At 69.4% G+C, this 13,259-nt stretch carries 17 protein-coding genes; 5 read left to right on the top strand and 12 right to left on the bottom strand.

Translation table 11 applies throughout. From position 1 onward, the window contains the following. Positions 1-93: 93 nt before the first annotated feature. The 3 genes from P1K88_RS03190 to P1K88_RS03180 form a co-directional block, all read right to left on the bottom strand. Positions 94-1,332: an MFS transporter gene (locus P1K88_RS03190; RefSeq protein ID WP_276412490.1), complete on the bottom strand. Its 1,239-nt coding sequence runs from the start codon at positions 1,330-1,332 to the stop codon at positions 94-96. A gap of 1 nt (position 1,333) precedes the next feature. Next, positions 1,334-1,723 carry a DUF7473 family protein gene (locus P1K88_RS03185; protein ID WP_276412488.1) on the bottom strand — a complete coding sequence of 130 codons (390 nt, stop codon included), beginning with the start codon at positions 1,721-1,723 and terminating at the stop codon, positions 1,334-1,336. A 105-nt stretch (positions 1,724-1,828) separates the two neighbouring features. After that, positions 1,829-2,389: a TATA-box-binding protein gene (locus tag P1K88_RS03180; RefSeq protein ID WP_276275936.1), complete on the bottom strand. Its 561-nt coding sequence runs from the start codon at positions 2,387-2,389 to the stop codon at positions 1,829-1,831. A 159-nt stretch (positions 2,390-2,548) separates the two neighbouring features. On the opposite strand from P1K88_RS03180, the gene P1K88_RS03175 reads away from it, so the two are divergent. Both P1K88_RS03175 and P1K88_RS03170 read left to right on the top strand, forming a co-directional pair. Continuing rightward, positions 2,549-3,577 carry a methyltransferase domain-containing protein gene (locus P1K88_RS03175; RefSeq protein WP_276412484.1) on the top strand — a complete coding sequence of 343 codons (1,029 nt, stop codon included), beginning with the start codon at positions 2,549-2,551 and terminating at the stop codon, positions 3,575-3,577. A gap of 88 nt (positions 3,578-3,665) precedes the next feature. Next, positions 3,666-3,821 carry a rubrerythrin-like domain-containing protein gene (locus P1K88_RS03170; protein ID WP_276412483.1) on the top strand — a complete coding sequence of 52 codons (156 nt, stop codon included), beginning with the start codon at positions 3,666-3,668 and terminating at the stop codon, positions 3,819-3,821. Here the strand turns inward: P1K88_RS03170 and P1K88_RS03165 are convergent, their stop codons facing one another. The 5 genes from P1K88_RS03165 to P1K88_RS03145 are packed head-to-tail and all read right to left on the bottom strand — an operon-like array spanning position 3,822 to position 6,744. Next, positions 3,822-4,361 carry a GTP-dependent dephospho-CoA kinase family protein gene (locus P1K88_RS03165; protein WP_276412481.1) on the bottom strand — a complete coding sequence of 180 codons (540 nt, stop codon included), beginning with the start codon at positions 4,359-4,361 and terminating at the stop codon, positions 3,822-3,824. A gap of 2 nt (positions 4,362-4,363) precedes the next feature. Then, positions 4,364-4,561, bottom strand: coding sequence for a transcription elongation factor subunit Spt4 (spt4, locus tag P1K88_RS03160; protein ID WP_276412479.1), 198 nt, complete (start codon positions 4,559-4,561; stop codon positions 4,364-4,366). Further along, positions 4,561-5,139: a DNA-directed RNA polymerase gene (locus P1K88_RS03155; RefSeq protein ID WP_276297348.1), complete on the bottom strand. Its 579-nt coding sequence runs from the start codon at positions 5,137-5,139 to the stop codon at positions 4,561-4,563. The genes spt4 and P1K88_RS03155 overlap by 1 nt, the downstream gene beginning before the upstream one ends. A gap of 1 nt (position 5,140) precedes the next feature. Beyond that, entirely contained in the window at positions 5,141-5,515 is a 375-nt protein-coding gene (locus P1K88_RS03150) for a PIN domain-containing protein (protein WP_276412477.1), read from the bottom strand. Continuing rightward, positions 5,512-6,744: a translation initiation factor IF-2 subunit gamma gene (locus P1K88_RS03145; protein WP_276412476.1), complete on the bottom strand. Its 1,233-nt coding sequence runs from the start codon at positions 6,742-6,744 to the stop codon at positions 5,512-5,514. Before P1K88_RS03145 ends, P1K88_RS03150 begins: the two co-directional genes overlap by 4 nt. Before the next feature lie 282 nt (positions 6,745-7,026). Here P1K88_RS03145 and P1K88_RS03140 point away from each other — a divergent pair, with 282 nt between their 5' ends. After that, positions 7,027-7,977, top strand: coding sequence for a DUF5787 family protein (locus P1K88_RS03140; protein ID WP_276412474.1), 951 nt, complete (start codon positions 7,027-7,029; stop codon positions 7,975-7,977). A gap of 2 nt (positions 7,978-7,979) precedes the next feature. Here the strand turns inward: P1K88_RS03140 and P1K88_RS03135 are convergent, their stop codons facing one another. From P1K88_RS03135 to P1K88_RS03120, 4 genes are all read right to left on the bottom strand, one after another. Then, on the bottom strand, positions 7,980-8,285 hold the full coding sequence (locus P1K88_RS03135) for a hypothetical protein (protein WP_276412473.1): 306 nt from the start codon (positions 8,283-8,285) through the stop codon (positions 7,980-7,982). A 122-nt stretch (positions 8,286-8,407) separates the two neighbouring features. Next, on the bottom strand, positions 8,408-9,286 hold the full coding sequence (locus tag P1K88_RS03130) for an MBL fold metallo-hydrolase (RefSeq protein WP_276412471.1): 879 nt from the start codon (positions 9,284-9,286) through the stop codon (positions 8,408-8,410). A 47-nt stretch (positions 9,287-9,333) separates the two neighbouring features. Further along, complete coding sequence (locus P1K88_RS03125) at positions 9,334-9,606, bottom strand: hypothetical protein (RefSeq protein WP_276412470.1); 273 nt, start codon at positions 9,604-9,606, stop codon at positions 9,334-9,336. Positions 9,607-9,655: 49 nt separating this feature from the next. Further along, positions 9,656-11,014, bottom strand: a complete 1,359-nt coding sequence (locus P1K88_RS03120) for an ATP-binding protein (protein ID WP_276412468.1) — start codon at positions 11,012-11,014, stop codon at positions 9,656-9,658. Between the two features lie 194 nt (positions 11,015-11,208). Here P1K88_RS03120 and P1K88_RS03115 point away from each other — a divergent pair, with 194 nt between their 5' ends. Then, positions 11,209-11,676, top strand: coding sequence for a pyridoxamine 5'-phosphate oxidase family protein (locus P1K88_RS03115; RefSeq protein ID WP_276412467.1), 468 nt, complete (start codon positions 11,209-11,211; stop codon positions 11,674-11,676). 71 nt (positions 11,677-11,747) lie between these two features. Then, positions 11,748-12,881 carry a thiolase family protein gene (locus tag P1K88_RS03110; protein WP_276412465.1) on the top strand — a complete coding sequence of 378 codons (1,134 nt, stop codon included), beginning with the start codon at positions 11,748-11,750 and terminating at the stop codon, positions 12,879-12,881. The last annotated feature ends 378 nt before the right edge of the window (positions 12,882-13,259 follow it).

The raw sequence follows: 13,259 nt of genomic DNA, 5'->3' as shown, positions 1-13,259 counted from the left end.
GCTCGGGGCGGACGCACTCGACCGGTATCCGAAGTGGCGAGTGCGGACGACTCGACCGGCGCACGCCCCCGAGGGGGTCGACAGAGCCGACTCTCACTCGTCCAGTCGCCACAGCACCGCCGCCAAGACGAAGCCGGCCACGGGAAGCAACGCGAGCGTGAGGAACGTCCCGCTGACGTCGAGGACGGTCAGGAGGTAGCCCGAGATGGCGGCCCCCGCAGCGCCGACGCCGAAGTTCGCCAGGTACGTGTAGCCGTAGGAGAGCCCGCGATCACCGGGCGGACTGTACTCGGCGATGGTCGCCTGATACAGCGGCTGGACGGCAAACAGCAGGAAGCCGAGCGCGACGCTCACTGCGAGGAGTGGCAAAATCCCGGCCTCCGCGGCCGGGACGAACAGCGCCGAGACGACCGCGAGGCCGCCGAAGATCACGAGCAGGCCGACCTCGACGGGGATGCGGTCGGTGAGTTTGCCGCCGACGTACTGGCCGCCGATGCCGACGGTGAGCAGGCCGGCGTAGAGGTAGGATGCCAGGTCGAACTTCTCGGCCAGCGGGCTCCCGGGGTCGAACAGCTGGACGTAATCCGTCACCGGCGGGAGGAAGCCACCCAGGACGTCCGGCAGGAACGTGAGGATACCCCGGTAGAACAGCCCGTTGCTCATCACGACCAGGAGGGCGACGGTGAACCCGGCGGTAAAGAGGGCCCGCGAGTTGGCGAGGAAGCCGGCGATCGACGCGGGGGACTCGTCGGGCGTGCCGCCGTCGGTGCTCACCGCCGCCGTCTCGTCGAACTCGACGGTCGTCGCGTACACGACGGCGAGGCCCGCCGGGACGACCAGCAGCGCCGTGACGAGTCGCCACTCGAAGGCCAGCAGGAGCACGGCGGTCAGGAGGGGCCCCAGCGCGATGCCGGCGTTGCCGGCCATCCCGTGGTAGGCGAACCCGGAGCCGCGGTCCTGGACGCCCGTCGAGATGAGCGCGAGCCCCGCCGGATGGTAGACGCTGGCCGAGACGCCCCACAGGGCGAGCGCGAGCGCGATGGTCGGGATGCCCGGCGCGAGGCTCAACAGGAGGAAGGAGCCGCCCATGCCGGCGAGACAGAGCGTGACGAGGCGGTTCGGTCCGAAGCGGTCCGCGAGGACGCCGCCGGGGAGCGACCCGATGCCAAAGAGTGCGTAGCCGACGGCGACGACGGTCCCGACGAGCGCGGTCGTCACGGGGAACTCGGTGAGCCAGACGACCACGAGGATGGGAATCGAGAGCTCGTAGGTGTGGACGAGCGCGTGGGCGACACCGGTGAAGGTGACGATGGCACGGTCGTTGCCGTTCATCTCAGATCAGCCCGAAGATGTTGTTGAGCGCGAAGCCAAGCACCGCCGCGAAGGCGAAGTGGAGCGCGACCAGCGGCGCCGTCGAACGCGTCGAGAGGCGGTAGACGGCGCTGACGGCGATGCCGTCGGCGACGAGCGTGAGGACGACGACGACGAGGACACCGAGGCTCGGTGAGACGACGCCGGCCTCGACCCCGAAGCGCTGGAGCAGCAGGGAGACCACCGCGGGCAACACGGCCGCCTTCGCGGCCAGCTGGCTGGGCACGTCGCCGACGAAGAACGTCGCCGCCAGGTGCAGCGTCACCGCGTAGAACAGCCAGGTGACCAGCAGTGTCACGACGACGGCCAGAATCCCGCCGCCGGTCAGACTCGGCGTCCCACCCTGGAGCATACCCGTGATTCGGCGGGGGAGCGTTTGTGCGTTTTGTTCTGTCGACGGCAGCCCACCGGGCACGGAGCAGTCGCTGGCCCGTCGCTGACACCGGGACGACCCGGGTCAGTCGAGCAGGCCCAGTTCCTCGAGGCGGGAGACGATCTTGTCGACGGCCTCCTTGGCGTCGTCGGGCTTCTTGCCGCCGGTGATGACGAGTTTGCCCGAACCAAAGAGGAGCGCGACGACGTCGGGGTCGTCGAGGCGGTAGACGAGCCCGGGGAACTGCTCGGGCTCGTACTCGATGTTCTCCAGTCCCAGCCCGATCGCGATGGCGTTCAGGTTGAGGTTTCGACCGAGGTCCGCCGACGTGACGATGTTCTGGACGACGATCTCGGGGTCGTCGTCGACCTCGATGTTGAGGTCGCGGAGTTTGTCGAAGACGATGCGCAGACTCTGGTGGACGTCGTCGGTGGACTTCGCGCCGGTGCAGACGATCTTGCCGGACCGGAATATCAGCGCCGCGGATTTCGGGTCCTGTGTCCGATAGACGAGGCCGGGGAACTGTTCGGGGTCGTAGTCGGCACCCTCGAGGTCCATCGCCACGCTCTGAAGGTCGAGTTCCTGCCCGATTCCAGTCGAGGCGACGACGTTTTCGATGTTGATGGTCTCCTTGGGGTCAACCATATCTCGATTTAAATCACGTATTTAAGGTTTATAAAGGTTCATGGCGTAGACTGACACGTCGCCGGTCACACCAGTCACACCGCTGAGAGGAACTGTTTATATCCGACCCGGACGGCGCGGACCGGCACGCTGATAGCCGTCCGGACGGACAGTAGCGGCGTGTACGTGCTCGAACTCGGCGGGCAGGACGACGCGTTCGCGACCCGGGAGGCCACGAGTGCCGCCAGCGCCGTCACGCCGCTCGCGCCCGGCCTGGCGACGGCCCGCGGGGTCACCGACCGCGTGGCGTCGCTCGCCTACACGCATCGAGCCTGCGAACTCGTCGGGACCGGCGACCCGGACGTCGAGAGCGCGCGGGCCGTACTCGAGACGGCGAGCGTCGACCGCTCGGGGACCGTCGCGGTGCGTGCCGTCGACGTCAGGGGGAGCACCGACGTCGACACGCAGGCGGCCGAGCGGGCGCTGGGCGGCGCCCTCACGGACCGCGGGTTCGCCGTCGACCTGGAGACCCCCGACCACACGCTCTACGCCTACTTCGCCGACCCCGCGGGCGACGAGGAGTCCGACGCGGGCGAGGCCTGCTGTGCGCTGGGGTGGCTCGCCGTCGAGAGCCACCGGGACTTCGGCGAGCGCCAGCCCACCGACCGGCCGTTCTTCCAGCCCGGGAGCATGGACCCGCTGGAGGCGCGCGCGCTGGTCAACCTCGCGGGCGCCCGGCCCGGCGCGACGGTGCTCGACCCGATGTGTGGCACCGGCGGCATCCTGCTCGAGGCGGGCCTCGTCGGCGCCGACGTAGTCGGGAGCGACGCACAGGAAAAGATGGTGCGCGGGACGCGCGAGAACCTGCGCCACGGCCTCCCGGCAACCAGTCACCCGGACGGTTCAGGCCCCCCACCCGGCCGCTGGGACCTCCTCCGGGCCGACGCCGCGCGCCTGCCCCTCGCTGACGACGCCGTCGACGCCGTCGTCTTCGACGCGCCCTACGGCCGCCAGTCCCGCATCGAGGGCGACCTCGACCCCCTCGTTTCCGGTGCGCTCGCCGAGGCACGGCGAGTCGCCGACCGCTGTGTCCTGGTCGCCGACCGCGAGTGGACGGCGGCCGCCGAGACCGCCGGGTGGACGCTCGCCGACCGCTTCGAGCGGCGGGTCCACCGGTCGCTGGTCCGGCACGTCCACCTGCTGGAGTGACCGTTCGTCCACCGTCGGTGGACGTTCGTCCACGGTATGCGACTCCATACCAAAGTTTAAGCGCATTCGCGAGGTATTACGCTCAAGGATGCCAACCTGGTCAGACCCGGCACCGTGTGACGACAACGAGCGACTCTTCGAGTGCCCCGACTGCGGGACGCGCCTCTGTAGCGAGCTCTCCGCAGTGACCTGCGAGAAGTGTGGGGCCGAGATGCAGAACCTGAGCGTGCCCCGTCCCGAGTAGTCAGTCGGACAGCAGCGAGCGAGCCAGTGCTGCGTCGCCGTCCATCCGGTCGAGTAGCGCCTCCACCCGTTCGGTGGTCGCCGCGTCGCCCCTGACGAGCACCATCCCCTCGTCGGGCTGGCCGTAGACCACGACCCCGCCGGCGGGGACGGCGAGAATCGCCGGGAGCGCCGCCAGGTCCTCCTCGCCGTCGACGTGGACGAGCGTGGTCCCGTCGGTCTCGAGCGCGGTGACGAGCGCCGAGAGCAGGTCCCGCGTGAGCGTCGCCGGCGGGTTCTCGACGTCGACGCGGCGGTCGAACCCGGCGACGGCCGCCCGGACCTCCTCGTCGACGGCGGTCCGCTTGGTGCGCTCGTCGACGAAGGCGACGTCCGGGACCCGGCCAGCCTCGAGCAGGTGGTAGGTGACGATGTCGCCGACGGCGACCAGCGGGTCGCCGGCGACAGAAAGCAGCGTCGCCGCGTCGGTATGCAGCGAGCCAAAGGGCTCCTTGAGTTCGCCTCGCAGGTCCTCCGGGAGTTCGAGGACGACGTCGGCCACGCTCAGCGGACCTTCAGCGCGTACTGGCCCGGCTCCGTGACCTCCATCTCGCGGGCGATCTCGGATTCCTCGGGGTGGGCGATGACGACGTACCCCGCCCAGTCCTCGGTCAGCGACGTGCCGCCACAGGCCTCACACTGGCTCTCGACCTCGGCGCCCTGGACGCGGTGACAGTCGCGACAGACGAGCCGGTCCGCCATCAGGAATCACCGGCTTCCGCCGGGCTCTCGCGTTTCTCGCGGTCCTCCTGGAGCCAGCCGTGCTTGCCCAGGCCGACCTGTTTGGCCGTCAGGCCGATCTTGGAGTCCCGCGGGTTGCGCTCGTCGATGCTCTTGGTGACGATGCGGGCCCGGACGGCGTCACCGACGCCCAGGGTCCGGTTGGACTCCCGGGAGGCGAGTTGCTGGTTCTCCTCGTCGTAGGCGAGATACTCGTCGGAGATCTGGGAGACGTGCAACAGCCCGTCGACGGGGCCGATGCCGACGAAGGCCCCGAAGTTGACGACCTCGACGACCTCGCCGTCGACCACTTCCTGCATCTGTGGGTCGAAGGTCAGGGCGTCGAACTCGGCCTCGTAGTAGACGCCGGGCTTGTTCGGCAACACTGCGCCGTCGCCGATGTCCTTGACGTCGATGACGGTGACGACGCTACCGACGTCCTCGTCCATCCGTCCCTCGAGCTTGTCCTGCAGGAGCCGTTTGACCAGCTCCGGGCCGACGTCCGCCAGGTGTCGTGGCGGGACTTCTACCGTGTCGCGTAAGCGTACCCGTTTGTACATGTTATGGTTGAGTGATACCCAGTTTGTTCCGGCCCCTTAAACTAATTACTGGAACGCCCGCGTCGAGCAGGCGCCGTCTGAGGGGCGCGTCGTTCGTGACCGCGTGTGTCGCCGCGTCGCGCGTCGCCAGTTCCACCACCGCGTCGTCGGCGTAGTCGGCCGCTGTCTCGACCACGGCGACGCGGTCGAGGAGGTCCCGGCCGACCGACGCCGCCGTCGCCTCCATCCCGGCGCCGTCGGCCAGTTTCTCGAGTTCCTCGACGACCGCCTCGGGGACGGCGTACTCGCCGTCGGCGGCGAGTCGGTCGAGTTCCTCGAAGACTCTGACGTCGCACTCGACCGGCATCATCAGCGCGTTCGTGTCCAGCACTATCATCCCCGCAGCGTGCCGACGCCGATGAGCCGCCAGCGCGCGCCGACACGGCGGTTGATGGCGATCTTCGCGCCTGCTTCGGCACAGACCGGGCGCTTGAGCGAGAGCTCGCACTCGCCCTCACGGGCGCTGGTGACCGCGCCGACCGTCGTCGCCGTGCCGATGGTGAGCATCAGCGGTTCCCCGGTCGAGATCTCCTCGACCTCGCCGCCGTCGTCGCCGACGATGCGCTCGAGCAGGTCGACGTCCATCGTGAACTGCTCGTGAGTCGGCGGGAGACTGCCGGGCGGGCCGGCGACCTGGCCGGCCAGCGCGTCGCCCTTCGTGATGGAGGGGTCCAGGCCGGTGCCGACGCCGAGCAGGCCACCGGGCGTGACCGTGTCGACGAACTCCCCGCCCGACTGCAGCGAGCGGACCTCCGTGGTGACGGGGCGCCACTCGGACTGGCCGCCCTCCTCGACCTCGCGGCCCGGGCGCAGTTCGATCTCGTCGTCGGCCTCCAGCTGTCCGCGGACCAGCGACCCCCCGAGGACGCCGCCCATGAGGTCCTCCCAGGTGGTGCCGGGCCGGTTGATGTCGAACGACCGGGCGACCATCATCCGGGCGTCGGCGTCCGGGTCGCGTTCGGGCGTGGGAATCTCGCGCTCGATGGCGTCGATGAGCAGGTCGACGTTGGCCTCCTGGCCGGCGCTGATGGGGACGATGGGTGCGTCCTCGGCGACGGTCCCCGCGACGAACTCCTTGATCTGCTCGTAGTTCTGTTTCGCCCGCTCGGCGTCGACGAGGTCGACCTTGTTCTGGGCGATGACGATGTTGTCGATGCCGATGATGTCCAGCGCGCTGAGGTGCTCTTCGGTCTGGGCCTGCGGGACGGGTTCGGTCGCGGAGATGACCAGAACAGCTCCGTCCATGATGGCCGCCCCGGAGAGCATCGTCGCCATCAGCGTCTCGTGGCCGGGGGCGTCGACGAACGACACCGTCCGGAGGTGCTCGGTGTCGACGTCGTGGTCCTCGCAGTGTTCCTCGACGGTGAACGCCTCGGGCTCCTCGGCCTCGGGACAGCGACGGAAGGTGGCGTCGGCGTAGCCGAGCCGGATAGAGATCCCGCGCTTCATCTCCTCGGAGTGCTGGTCGGTCCACTCGCCGGACAGGGCCTGGACGAGCGTCGTCTTGCCGTGGTCGACGTGGCCGACGAGTCCGATGTTCACCTCCGGTTGGTTGTTCGATGTCATTTCGGGAGTAATCTTGGTTGAGTTTCGCCACGTGCGCCTGATAAACCTACTGTTTGCGCCCGGAGCGCGGGGCTCTGCCCCGCGTCTGCGTGTGCCCCACCTGCACGGAAATCGACGGTCTCAGCCCAACAGGAGGTGCATGACCTCGCCCGTGACCGCTCCCTCGACGGCGGCGGGGGAGCGCTCGGTCGGCCAGCGGGGTGGACGGGCAGTTCGCCGACCGCCGAGAGCGGAGTCCACTCGGGCGCGCCGCTTTTGTTCCTGCCGCCCCTGCCTCTCGCTGTGCGAGAGTTCGGGTTCGAACTGGCGCTGTGTGCCCACCTCGAGCGGGAGGGCCACCTCGTGAGCCGTCAACTGGGCGGGCACGTCCACGGCCGGCGAGTCCTCGACACCGTCGTCGTCGAACCCGGCCCCGAGTTCGCCGAGCGGGCGGCCATCACCCCCGAGCGCATCCCGACGGCGGCAATCGAGAGCGACGTGGGCCCCGGCCGGGCCCGCTACTGGAAGTCGGCCTTCGACTGCCACCCCGACCGGGCCGAGCGGGCCGTCGAACTGGCCGTCGAACGTGGCTTCTTCGAGCGCGAGCGCCGCGGCGGGCGCACCTACGTCCGCCAGACCACCCGATATCCGAACTGGATCGGGCGCATCACCGCCATCGAGAACAAGCCCGACCTCGACCGGCCGGGCGACCTCGAGACCCAGTTGCGGACCGACGTCTCGCTGGGCCTGGTCGACCGGGTGGTGCTGGCGACGGCCGACTACGTCACCGGCGCGCACCTGAACCGCATCCCCGAGGCGGTCGGTGTCTGGCGGTTCGACCCCGACAGCGGCGACCGGGAGGTCGTTCGCGAGTCGGCGCCGCTGCCGGCCGACGCGGGCGGCGTCGAACTCCTCGAGGAGCACCCGCTCCGGACCGACGTGCGGGTCGTCACGGCCGCCGAGACGGCCCGCGCCCGCCGTCGGCTGGCCGAGCGCGCCTACGCGAAGGGGTGGCGGAGTTTCGACTACCCGGACTGCACCCGGTGTCGCCCCGACGCCGACGGCCTGCCCCACTGTGCCTGGAAGGGGCGGCCCGTCCGGGAAAGCGAGGCGTGCGGACCGGACTGCGGGGGCTACGACCCCGGCGAGGCCCCGACGGTGGACGGCGACGCCCTGCGCGCCGAGCGGACGCCCTGGGAGCGTGACCCGGCGGGGCGACGGCGCCGGCAGAGCGGCCTGGACCGGTTTCGCTGAGTTCAGCGGTCGCCGTCGGGCGGCCGACCCGCCTCGTCGTGCGGTCCGGGTTCACGGTCGCTGCGGCGCGGTCCGGGGTCGCTTTCCGCACCGCGCCGGGCCGCCCCGTCGTCCCCCGGGTCCTCGATCAGATCCGCGTGCGTGGGCCGGTCGCGGTAGGCCGCCGCCGACGCGAGCGCGACGACGGCCCCGACGCCGCCGACGAGCGGCCAGTCGACGACACCCGCGAACAGCCACAGGCCGGCGGCCGCGAGGGCGCTGCTGACCAGTGCCGCCCCCACCGTCTCCGCGATGCCGCGCGGGTCCATGTCCCCACTGGTCGCCCCATCCTACAAAAAGTCCAGGGCGGACGCGGCCGATGGTGGTTACTGTAGCAGTCATCGGGTCGTAGAGCCAGACCGACGACCGCGAGGATACCGACCTGGGCTGCCTACTCGCCGAGCGAGAAGCGCTCGCCGTCGAGGGCGATGTCGTCGGCGTAGGCCTGGTCGGCGGGGACGTAGTGGGCGGTGTGGACGATGCGGTACTCCGCGGGGTCGATGGCCACAGCGAAGTCCCGTGAGCCTCGCAGGGTCATGTGCTTGGTCCCGAAGGTCCGGGGGACGCCCGCGTCGTCGTGGTGGGCACCGCCGGCAGGGTGGGACTCGCAGGCCTCGGGGTGGATGAGTCCTTCCACGAGCGCGAGGTCGGCACCGGTCAGCACCTCGCGGGAGCGGTCGGGAATCTCGAAGCAGGTGTCCCCGGAGATAGCGAGGACGGCGCCAGTCTCCGGTTCCGCGATGCGGAGGCCGTAACACAAGAGCGGCGGGTGTTCGACGGGGACGAGCGTCACCTCGAAGCCGGCAGCGGTGAAGGGGTCGTAGGGGGTCCGGGGGTGGACCGAGACGGTGTCGAGGTAGTCATACCGGTTCCGGACGCCTTCGGCGACGCTCTCGCCGGTGACCGGGTCGGTCTCGTCGGCGGCGTACACCGGCAGGTCCTCGAACAGGCGGTAGGCGTTGCCCAGGCCGTCGAGGTGGTCGAAGTGGACGTGGGTGACGACGGCCGCGTCGGGCAGGGCGACCCCCTCGCGGAGGAACTGGTGGCGGAAGTCGGGGCTGACGTCGACGAGCAGCGACTGGCCGGTCTCGGCGTGTTCGACGTAGACCGAAAAGCGCGAGCGCTCGACGGAATCCGGGTCGAGGCCGCGCTCGCGCACCCCCTCGCGCAGGTCGGCGTCGGGGTCGCGCGCCCGTTCACAGGTGTCACAGTCACAGCCGACCGTCGGCGTGCCCGTCGTGTCGCCCGTTCCCAGTAGCGTGACCTCCATCGTGGGCCGCTCCGGGCGGGACGGGTGTAAGTCCCGCGCTTCGGGCGTCACTCCTCGGAGACGATGTCGTCGGGGTCCAGGCCCTGCATGCGGGCGGCCCTGGTGAGAACCTCCCGAGCGCGTTCGTCGGTGACGTCGTCGACGAGACAGTCGATGAAGCCAGCGAGGAGCGACGGTTTGATTCGCAGGTCGACGAACTCGACCGTCCCGTCGGCGACGACGAGGTCGATGTCCCACTCGCCCGCGGCGGGGTCGGTCATCCGGACGTCGACCCAGTCGTCCGTCGGTTCTTCGGGGGTCGTGAACACGTCTTCGTCCATACCAGACGCTGGTCACCGAACCAGATAAGCGTCACCCTGACCGGCCGCCTCAGTGGTCGTGGTCGTGGCTGTGGCCGCCGTCGGAGGCGGCGTCGGCCTCCTCGGAGAAGTCGCCGCCGGCCACCAGGGCGTCGTGGTCGCCGTCGATCATGTCCATGTTCTTGAGGTTGTCCCGCTCCTCGAAGTCGACGATGGCGTCCTCGAGGTCCTGCTGGGTGAGCGTCGTCCGCTCCTCGGTCAGCGCCTCGAGGACAGCTTCCCGGAGGACCAGGCGGAGGTCGCTGCCGGTGAGCCCCTCGGTCATGTCCGCGAGCTTCGTCGGTTCGAAGTCGAGGATGTCCATCTCGCGGGTGACGATGCGCAGGATGTCCGCGCGCATCCCGCGGTCGGGCTTGGGGAAGTTGACGATCTCGTCGAAGCGCCGCCAGGCCGCGGCGTCGAGCTGGTCGGGGTGGTTGGTCGCGCCGATCAGGAGCACCTCGTCCTGGATGAGCGAGATCTCGTCGATGCTCTTGAGCAGGGTGTTGACCGCGCGCTTGATCGCGGCGTGTTCGTCCGACGAGCGGGTCTTCGCGACGAAGTCGAACTCGTCCATGAAGAGGATACACGGCGAGAGGCGTTTGGCCACCTCGAAGACCTTCTCGACGTTCTTCGCCGTCTCGCCGAGGTACTGGCTGGTGATCATCGACAGCTTGACCTCGACGAACGGGAGGTCCAGATCGTGGGCCAGCGCGCGGGCGACGCTCGTCTTGCCGGTGCCCGGCGGGCCGACAAAGAGGAGTTTCCCGATCTCGCGCAGGCCGATGCGGGCGAGGTAGTCGCGGTGTTCGATGGCCTTGACGATCTTCTGGATCTCCCCTTCCTGGTCCGCCGTGAGCACCAGGTCGTTCAGCGTCATCTCGACCTCCTCGGGGGCGCGCACGTCCACGAGGTCCAGCATCGACTCGTCGTCCTCGTCGTCGGTGTCGAACGCCTCCTCGAGCATCGCGTCGATGAACGCCCGGTCGGCGCGCGAGGGGCGATTCTGGGCGCGGGCGGTCTCGTAGTCGACGCCCTCGACCTCGTCCTCGTAGGCCGCCGCGAGCACCGGGTTCCGCCCGATGCGGTCGGCGTCGACCCGGTCTAAGAACCACTGCTTGGCCATGTCGCGGTCGGTAAACGAGAGGGTCCCCGAGAAGTCGTCGCGGTCGGTGAACATCAGTCCAGAGACGGCGTCCCAGGGGCGTTCGACGCCGGTCGCCTCGCTGGCGGTCGTCGTCGTCGCCGAGAGGGGGCGCTCGATGGTCCCGTCGCTCCAGAACGCCGCCCGGTAGGCCGCCGGCAGGTCGTCGGGGTCGAGCTCCCGTCGCTCGGTGTAGAGTGTCGTCGTCAGCAGGAACTCGACGACGTCCAGTTCCGGATTGCTCATTCCCACAGACCTTGCAATCCGGGGGCAATAAGTGACTCGAAGCACGCCGACGGCGCGGGCGCCAGGCACACGACGTGATGGCGGCGTCGAGACGTCCACGGCTCGGGTCGTCCGGCCAGCAGCGGCCTGACTGACGTTCTCTCGGTGCGGGAACGCACGAACCACTTTAGTGTCAGTCTTCGAAACAGTACAGTATGCCGATGGACTCTCTTGAGGCGGCCGGACTCACGGAGATGGACGATACGGAGATCGAGGATTTCCTGTCGAGTCAGCGCTTCGGCGTGCTCGGCCTCCCGGCGGCGGCGGCCCCGTACCTGGTGCCGATATCGTTCGGCTACGCCGACGGCGTGCTCTACTTCACGTTCATCGGCGGTCCGGAGAGCGAGAAGCGGGTCCTGATGACGGACGCCGAGCTGGCCACGTTCCTCGTCCTGGACGTCGCCTCGATGTTCAGCTGGGAGAGCGTGGCCCTGACCGGGCGGCCCGAACGCGTCCCGGAGTCCGAGTGGGAGGACATAGCCGACGTCCTCGACGGGGTCTGGCGCCCGGAGGTGTTCGCGGCCGCCCTGGAGTCCGAGGACATCGCCATCTTCCGGTTCGACGTCGAGGAGCGAAGCGGCATCAGACACACGGGTCTGCCGGAGGGGTTCCGGAACTTCTGACCCGCGACAACGCCTCGCGCGCTGTCGGGAGTTTGTGAGGGTTTAACAGCGGCGGTGCCCTTGCACCAGGCATGCCAACACCTGTCATCGTCGGGGCGGTCCGGACACCGCAGGGGAAAGAGGACGGCGCGTTCGCGGACGTCCGCAGCGAGGACCTCTCGATACCGCTCGTGGACCAGTTGCTCGCAGACACCGGCGTCGAACCGGCCGCGGTCGACGACCTGCTGTGGGGGTGTGCCCAGCAGCGCGGCGAACAGGGCAACAACCTAGCCCGCGTCGTCGCCCTGCTCTCCGAACTGGGCGAGGACGTCCCCGGCGCCACGGTCAACCGCTGGTGTGCCTCCTCCGCTGAGGCGCTGATGCGGGCGGCCGACGCCATCTCGGCCGGACAGCGTGAGGTGCTGATAGCCGGCGGCGTCGAGTCGATGTCCCGCGTGAAGATGGGCGAGAACACCCACAACGTCCACCCGCGCATCGCCGAGCACTACAACATCGGCGAGCTCCAGATGGGGATGACCGCCGAGACGGTCGCCGAGGAGAAGGGGATCGACCGACAGCGCCAGGACGAGTACGCGCTGCGCAGTCACGAACGGGCCGCCGACGCGACGGACTCGGACCGCTTTTCCGAGGAGATCGTCCCCATCGAGACCGACGAGGGCATCGTCGCCGAGGACGAGGGCATCCGCCGGGACACGACGCTCGAGAAACTCGCCTCGCTCCCGACCGTCTTCAAGTCCGACGGGACGGTCACCCCCGGGAACGCCTCACAGGTCTCCGACGGCGCCGCGGGCCTGCTGGTCACGACCCGCGAGTTCGCCCAGCAACGCGGCCTCGACGTGCTCGCGGAGATCGGCGCCCACGAGGTCGTCGGCGTCGACCCGACGGTGATGGGCATCGGGCCGGTCCCCGCGGTCCGCAAACTGGGCGAGCGCGTCGGCCGCGACCCGTCGGAGTACGACCTGGTCGAGCTGAACGAGGCCTTCGCTTCGCAGTCTCTCTACTGCAAGGACGAGCTGGGTTTCGACGACGAGATATTCAACGTCAACGGTGGCGCCATCGCCATCGGCCACCCGCTGGGGGCGTCCGGGGCACGCCTGCCGGTGACGCTCGTCCACGAGATGAACCGGCGCGGCGCCGACCTGGGCCTGGCGACGGAGTGTGTCGGCTTCGGGCAGGGCGCGGCGATCGAGTTCCACCGGCCCTAGCATCCCGCGAGCGCAGCGAGGGGGTTCACCGGCCCGAGCGAAGCGATGGGCCGGCCTTTTTGGTCCAGATTTTTCGAGGCGTGGTGTGCGAAGCGAAGCGAGCACACCCAACGACGAAAAAAGTGGTCGTGCAGGGCGCGGCGATCGAGTTCCACCGGCCCTAGCATCCCGCGAGCGCAGCGAGGGGGTTCACCGGCCCGAGCGAAGCGATGGGCCGGCCTTTTTGGTCCAGATTTTTCGAGGCGTGGTGTGCGAAGCGAAGCGAGCACACCCAACGACGAAAAAAGTGGTCGTGCAGGGCGCGGCGATCGAGTTCCACCGGCCCTAGCATCCCGCGAGCGCAGCGAGGGGGTTCACCGGCCCGAGCGAAGCGACGGG

The organism is Haloarcula halobia (genome assembly GCF_029338255.1).
Taxonomy (GTDB): Archaea; Halobacteriota; Halobacteria; order Halobacteriales; family Haloarculaceae; genus Haloarcula; species Haloarcula halobia.
The sequence above is the reverse complement of the archived record's forward strand: the minus strand, read 5'-3'. Positions and strand labels throughout refer to the sequence as shown.

What these genes read in the sequence shown, in the direction of transcription:
- P1K88_RS03170 (WP_276412483.1), top strand. Translation starts at nt 3,666, where the DNA reads ATGCCAACCTGGTCAGACCCGGCACCGTGTGACGACAACGAGCGACTC.
- P1K88_RS03155 (WP_276297348.1), bottom strand. Translation starts at nt 5,139, where the DNA reads ATGTACAAACGGGTACGCTTACGCGACACGGTAGAAGTCCCGCCACGA.
- P1K88_RS03125 (WP_276412470.1), bottom strand. Translation starts at nt 9,606, where the DNA reads ATGGACGAAGACGTGTTCACGACCCCCGAAGAACCGACGGACGACTGG.
- P1K88_RS03115 (WP_276412467.1), top strand. Translation starts at nt 11,209, where the DNA reads ATGCCGATGGACTCTCTTGAGGCGGCCGGACTCACGGAGATGGACGAT.
- P1K88_RS03145 (WP_276412476.1), bottom strand. Translation starts at nt 6,744, where the DNA reads ATGACATCGAACAACCAACCGGAGGTGAACATCGGACTCGTCGGCCAC.
- P1K88_RS03130 (WP_276412471.1), bottom strand. Translation starts at nt 9,286, where the DNA reads ATGGAGGTCACGCTACTGGGAACGGGCGACACGACGGGCACGCCGACG.
- P1K88_RS03110 (WP_276412465.1), top strand. Translation starts at nt 11,748, where the DNA reads ATGCCAACACCTGTCATCGTCGGGGCGGTCCGGACACCGCAGGGGAAA.
- P1K88_RS03185 (WP_276412488.1), bottom strand. Translation starts at nt 1,723, where the DNA reads ATGCTCCAGGGTGGGACGCCGAGTCTGACCGGCGGCGGGATTCTGGCC.
- P1K88_RS03180 (WP_276275936.1), bottom strand. Translation starts at nt 2,389, where the DNA reads ATGGTTGACCCCAAGGAGACCATCAACATCGAAAACGTCGTCGCCTCG.
- P1K88_RS03120 (WP_276412468.1), bottom strand. Translation starts at nt 11,014, where the DNA reads ATGAGCAATCCGGAACTGGACGTCGTCGAGTTCCTGCTGACGACGACA.
- P1K88_RS03135 (WP_276412473.1), bottom strand. Translation starts at nt 8,285, where the DNA reads ATGGACCCGCGCGGCATCGCGGAGACGGTGGGGGCGGCACTGGTCAGC.
- P1K88_RS03190 (WP_276412490.1), bottom strand. Translation starts at nt 1,332, where the DNA reads ATGAACGGCAACGACCGTGCCATCGTCACCTTCACCGGTGTCGCCCAC.
- spt4 (WP_276412479.1), bottom strand. Translation starts at nt 4,561, where the DNA reads ATGGCGGACCGGCTCGTCTGTCGCGACTGTCACCGCGTCCAGGGCGCC.
- P1K88_RS03150 (WP_276412477.1), bottom strand. Translation starts at nt 5,515, where the DNA reads ATGATAGTGCTGGACACGAACGCGCTGATGATGCCGGTCGAGTGCGAC.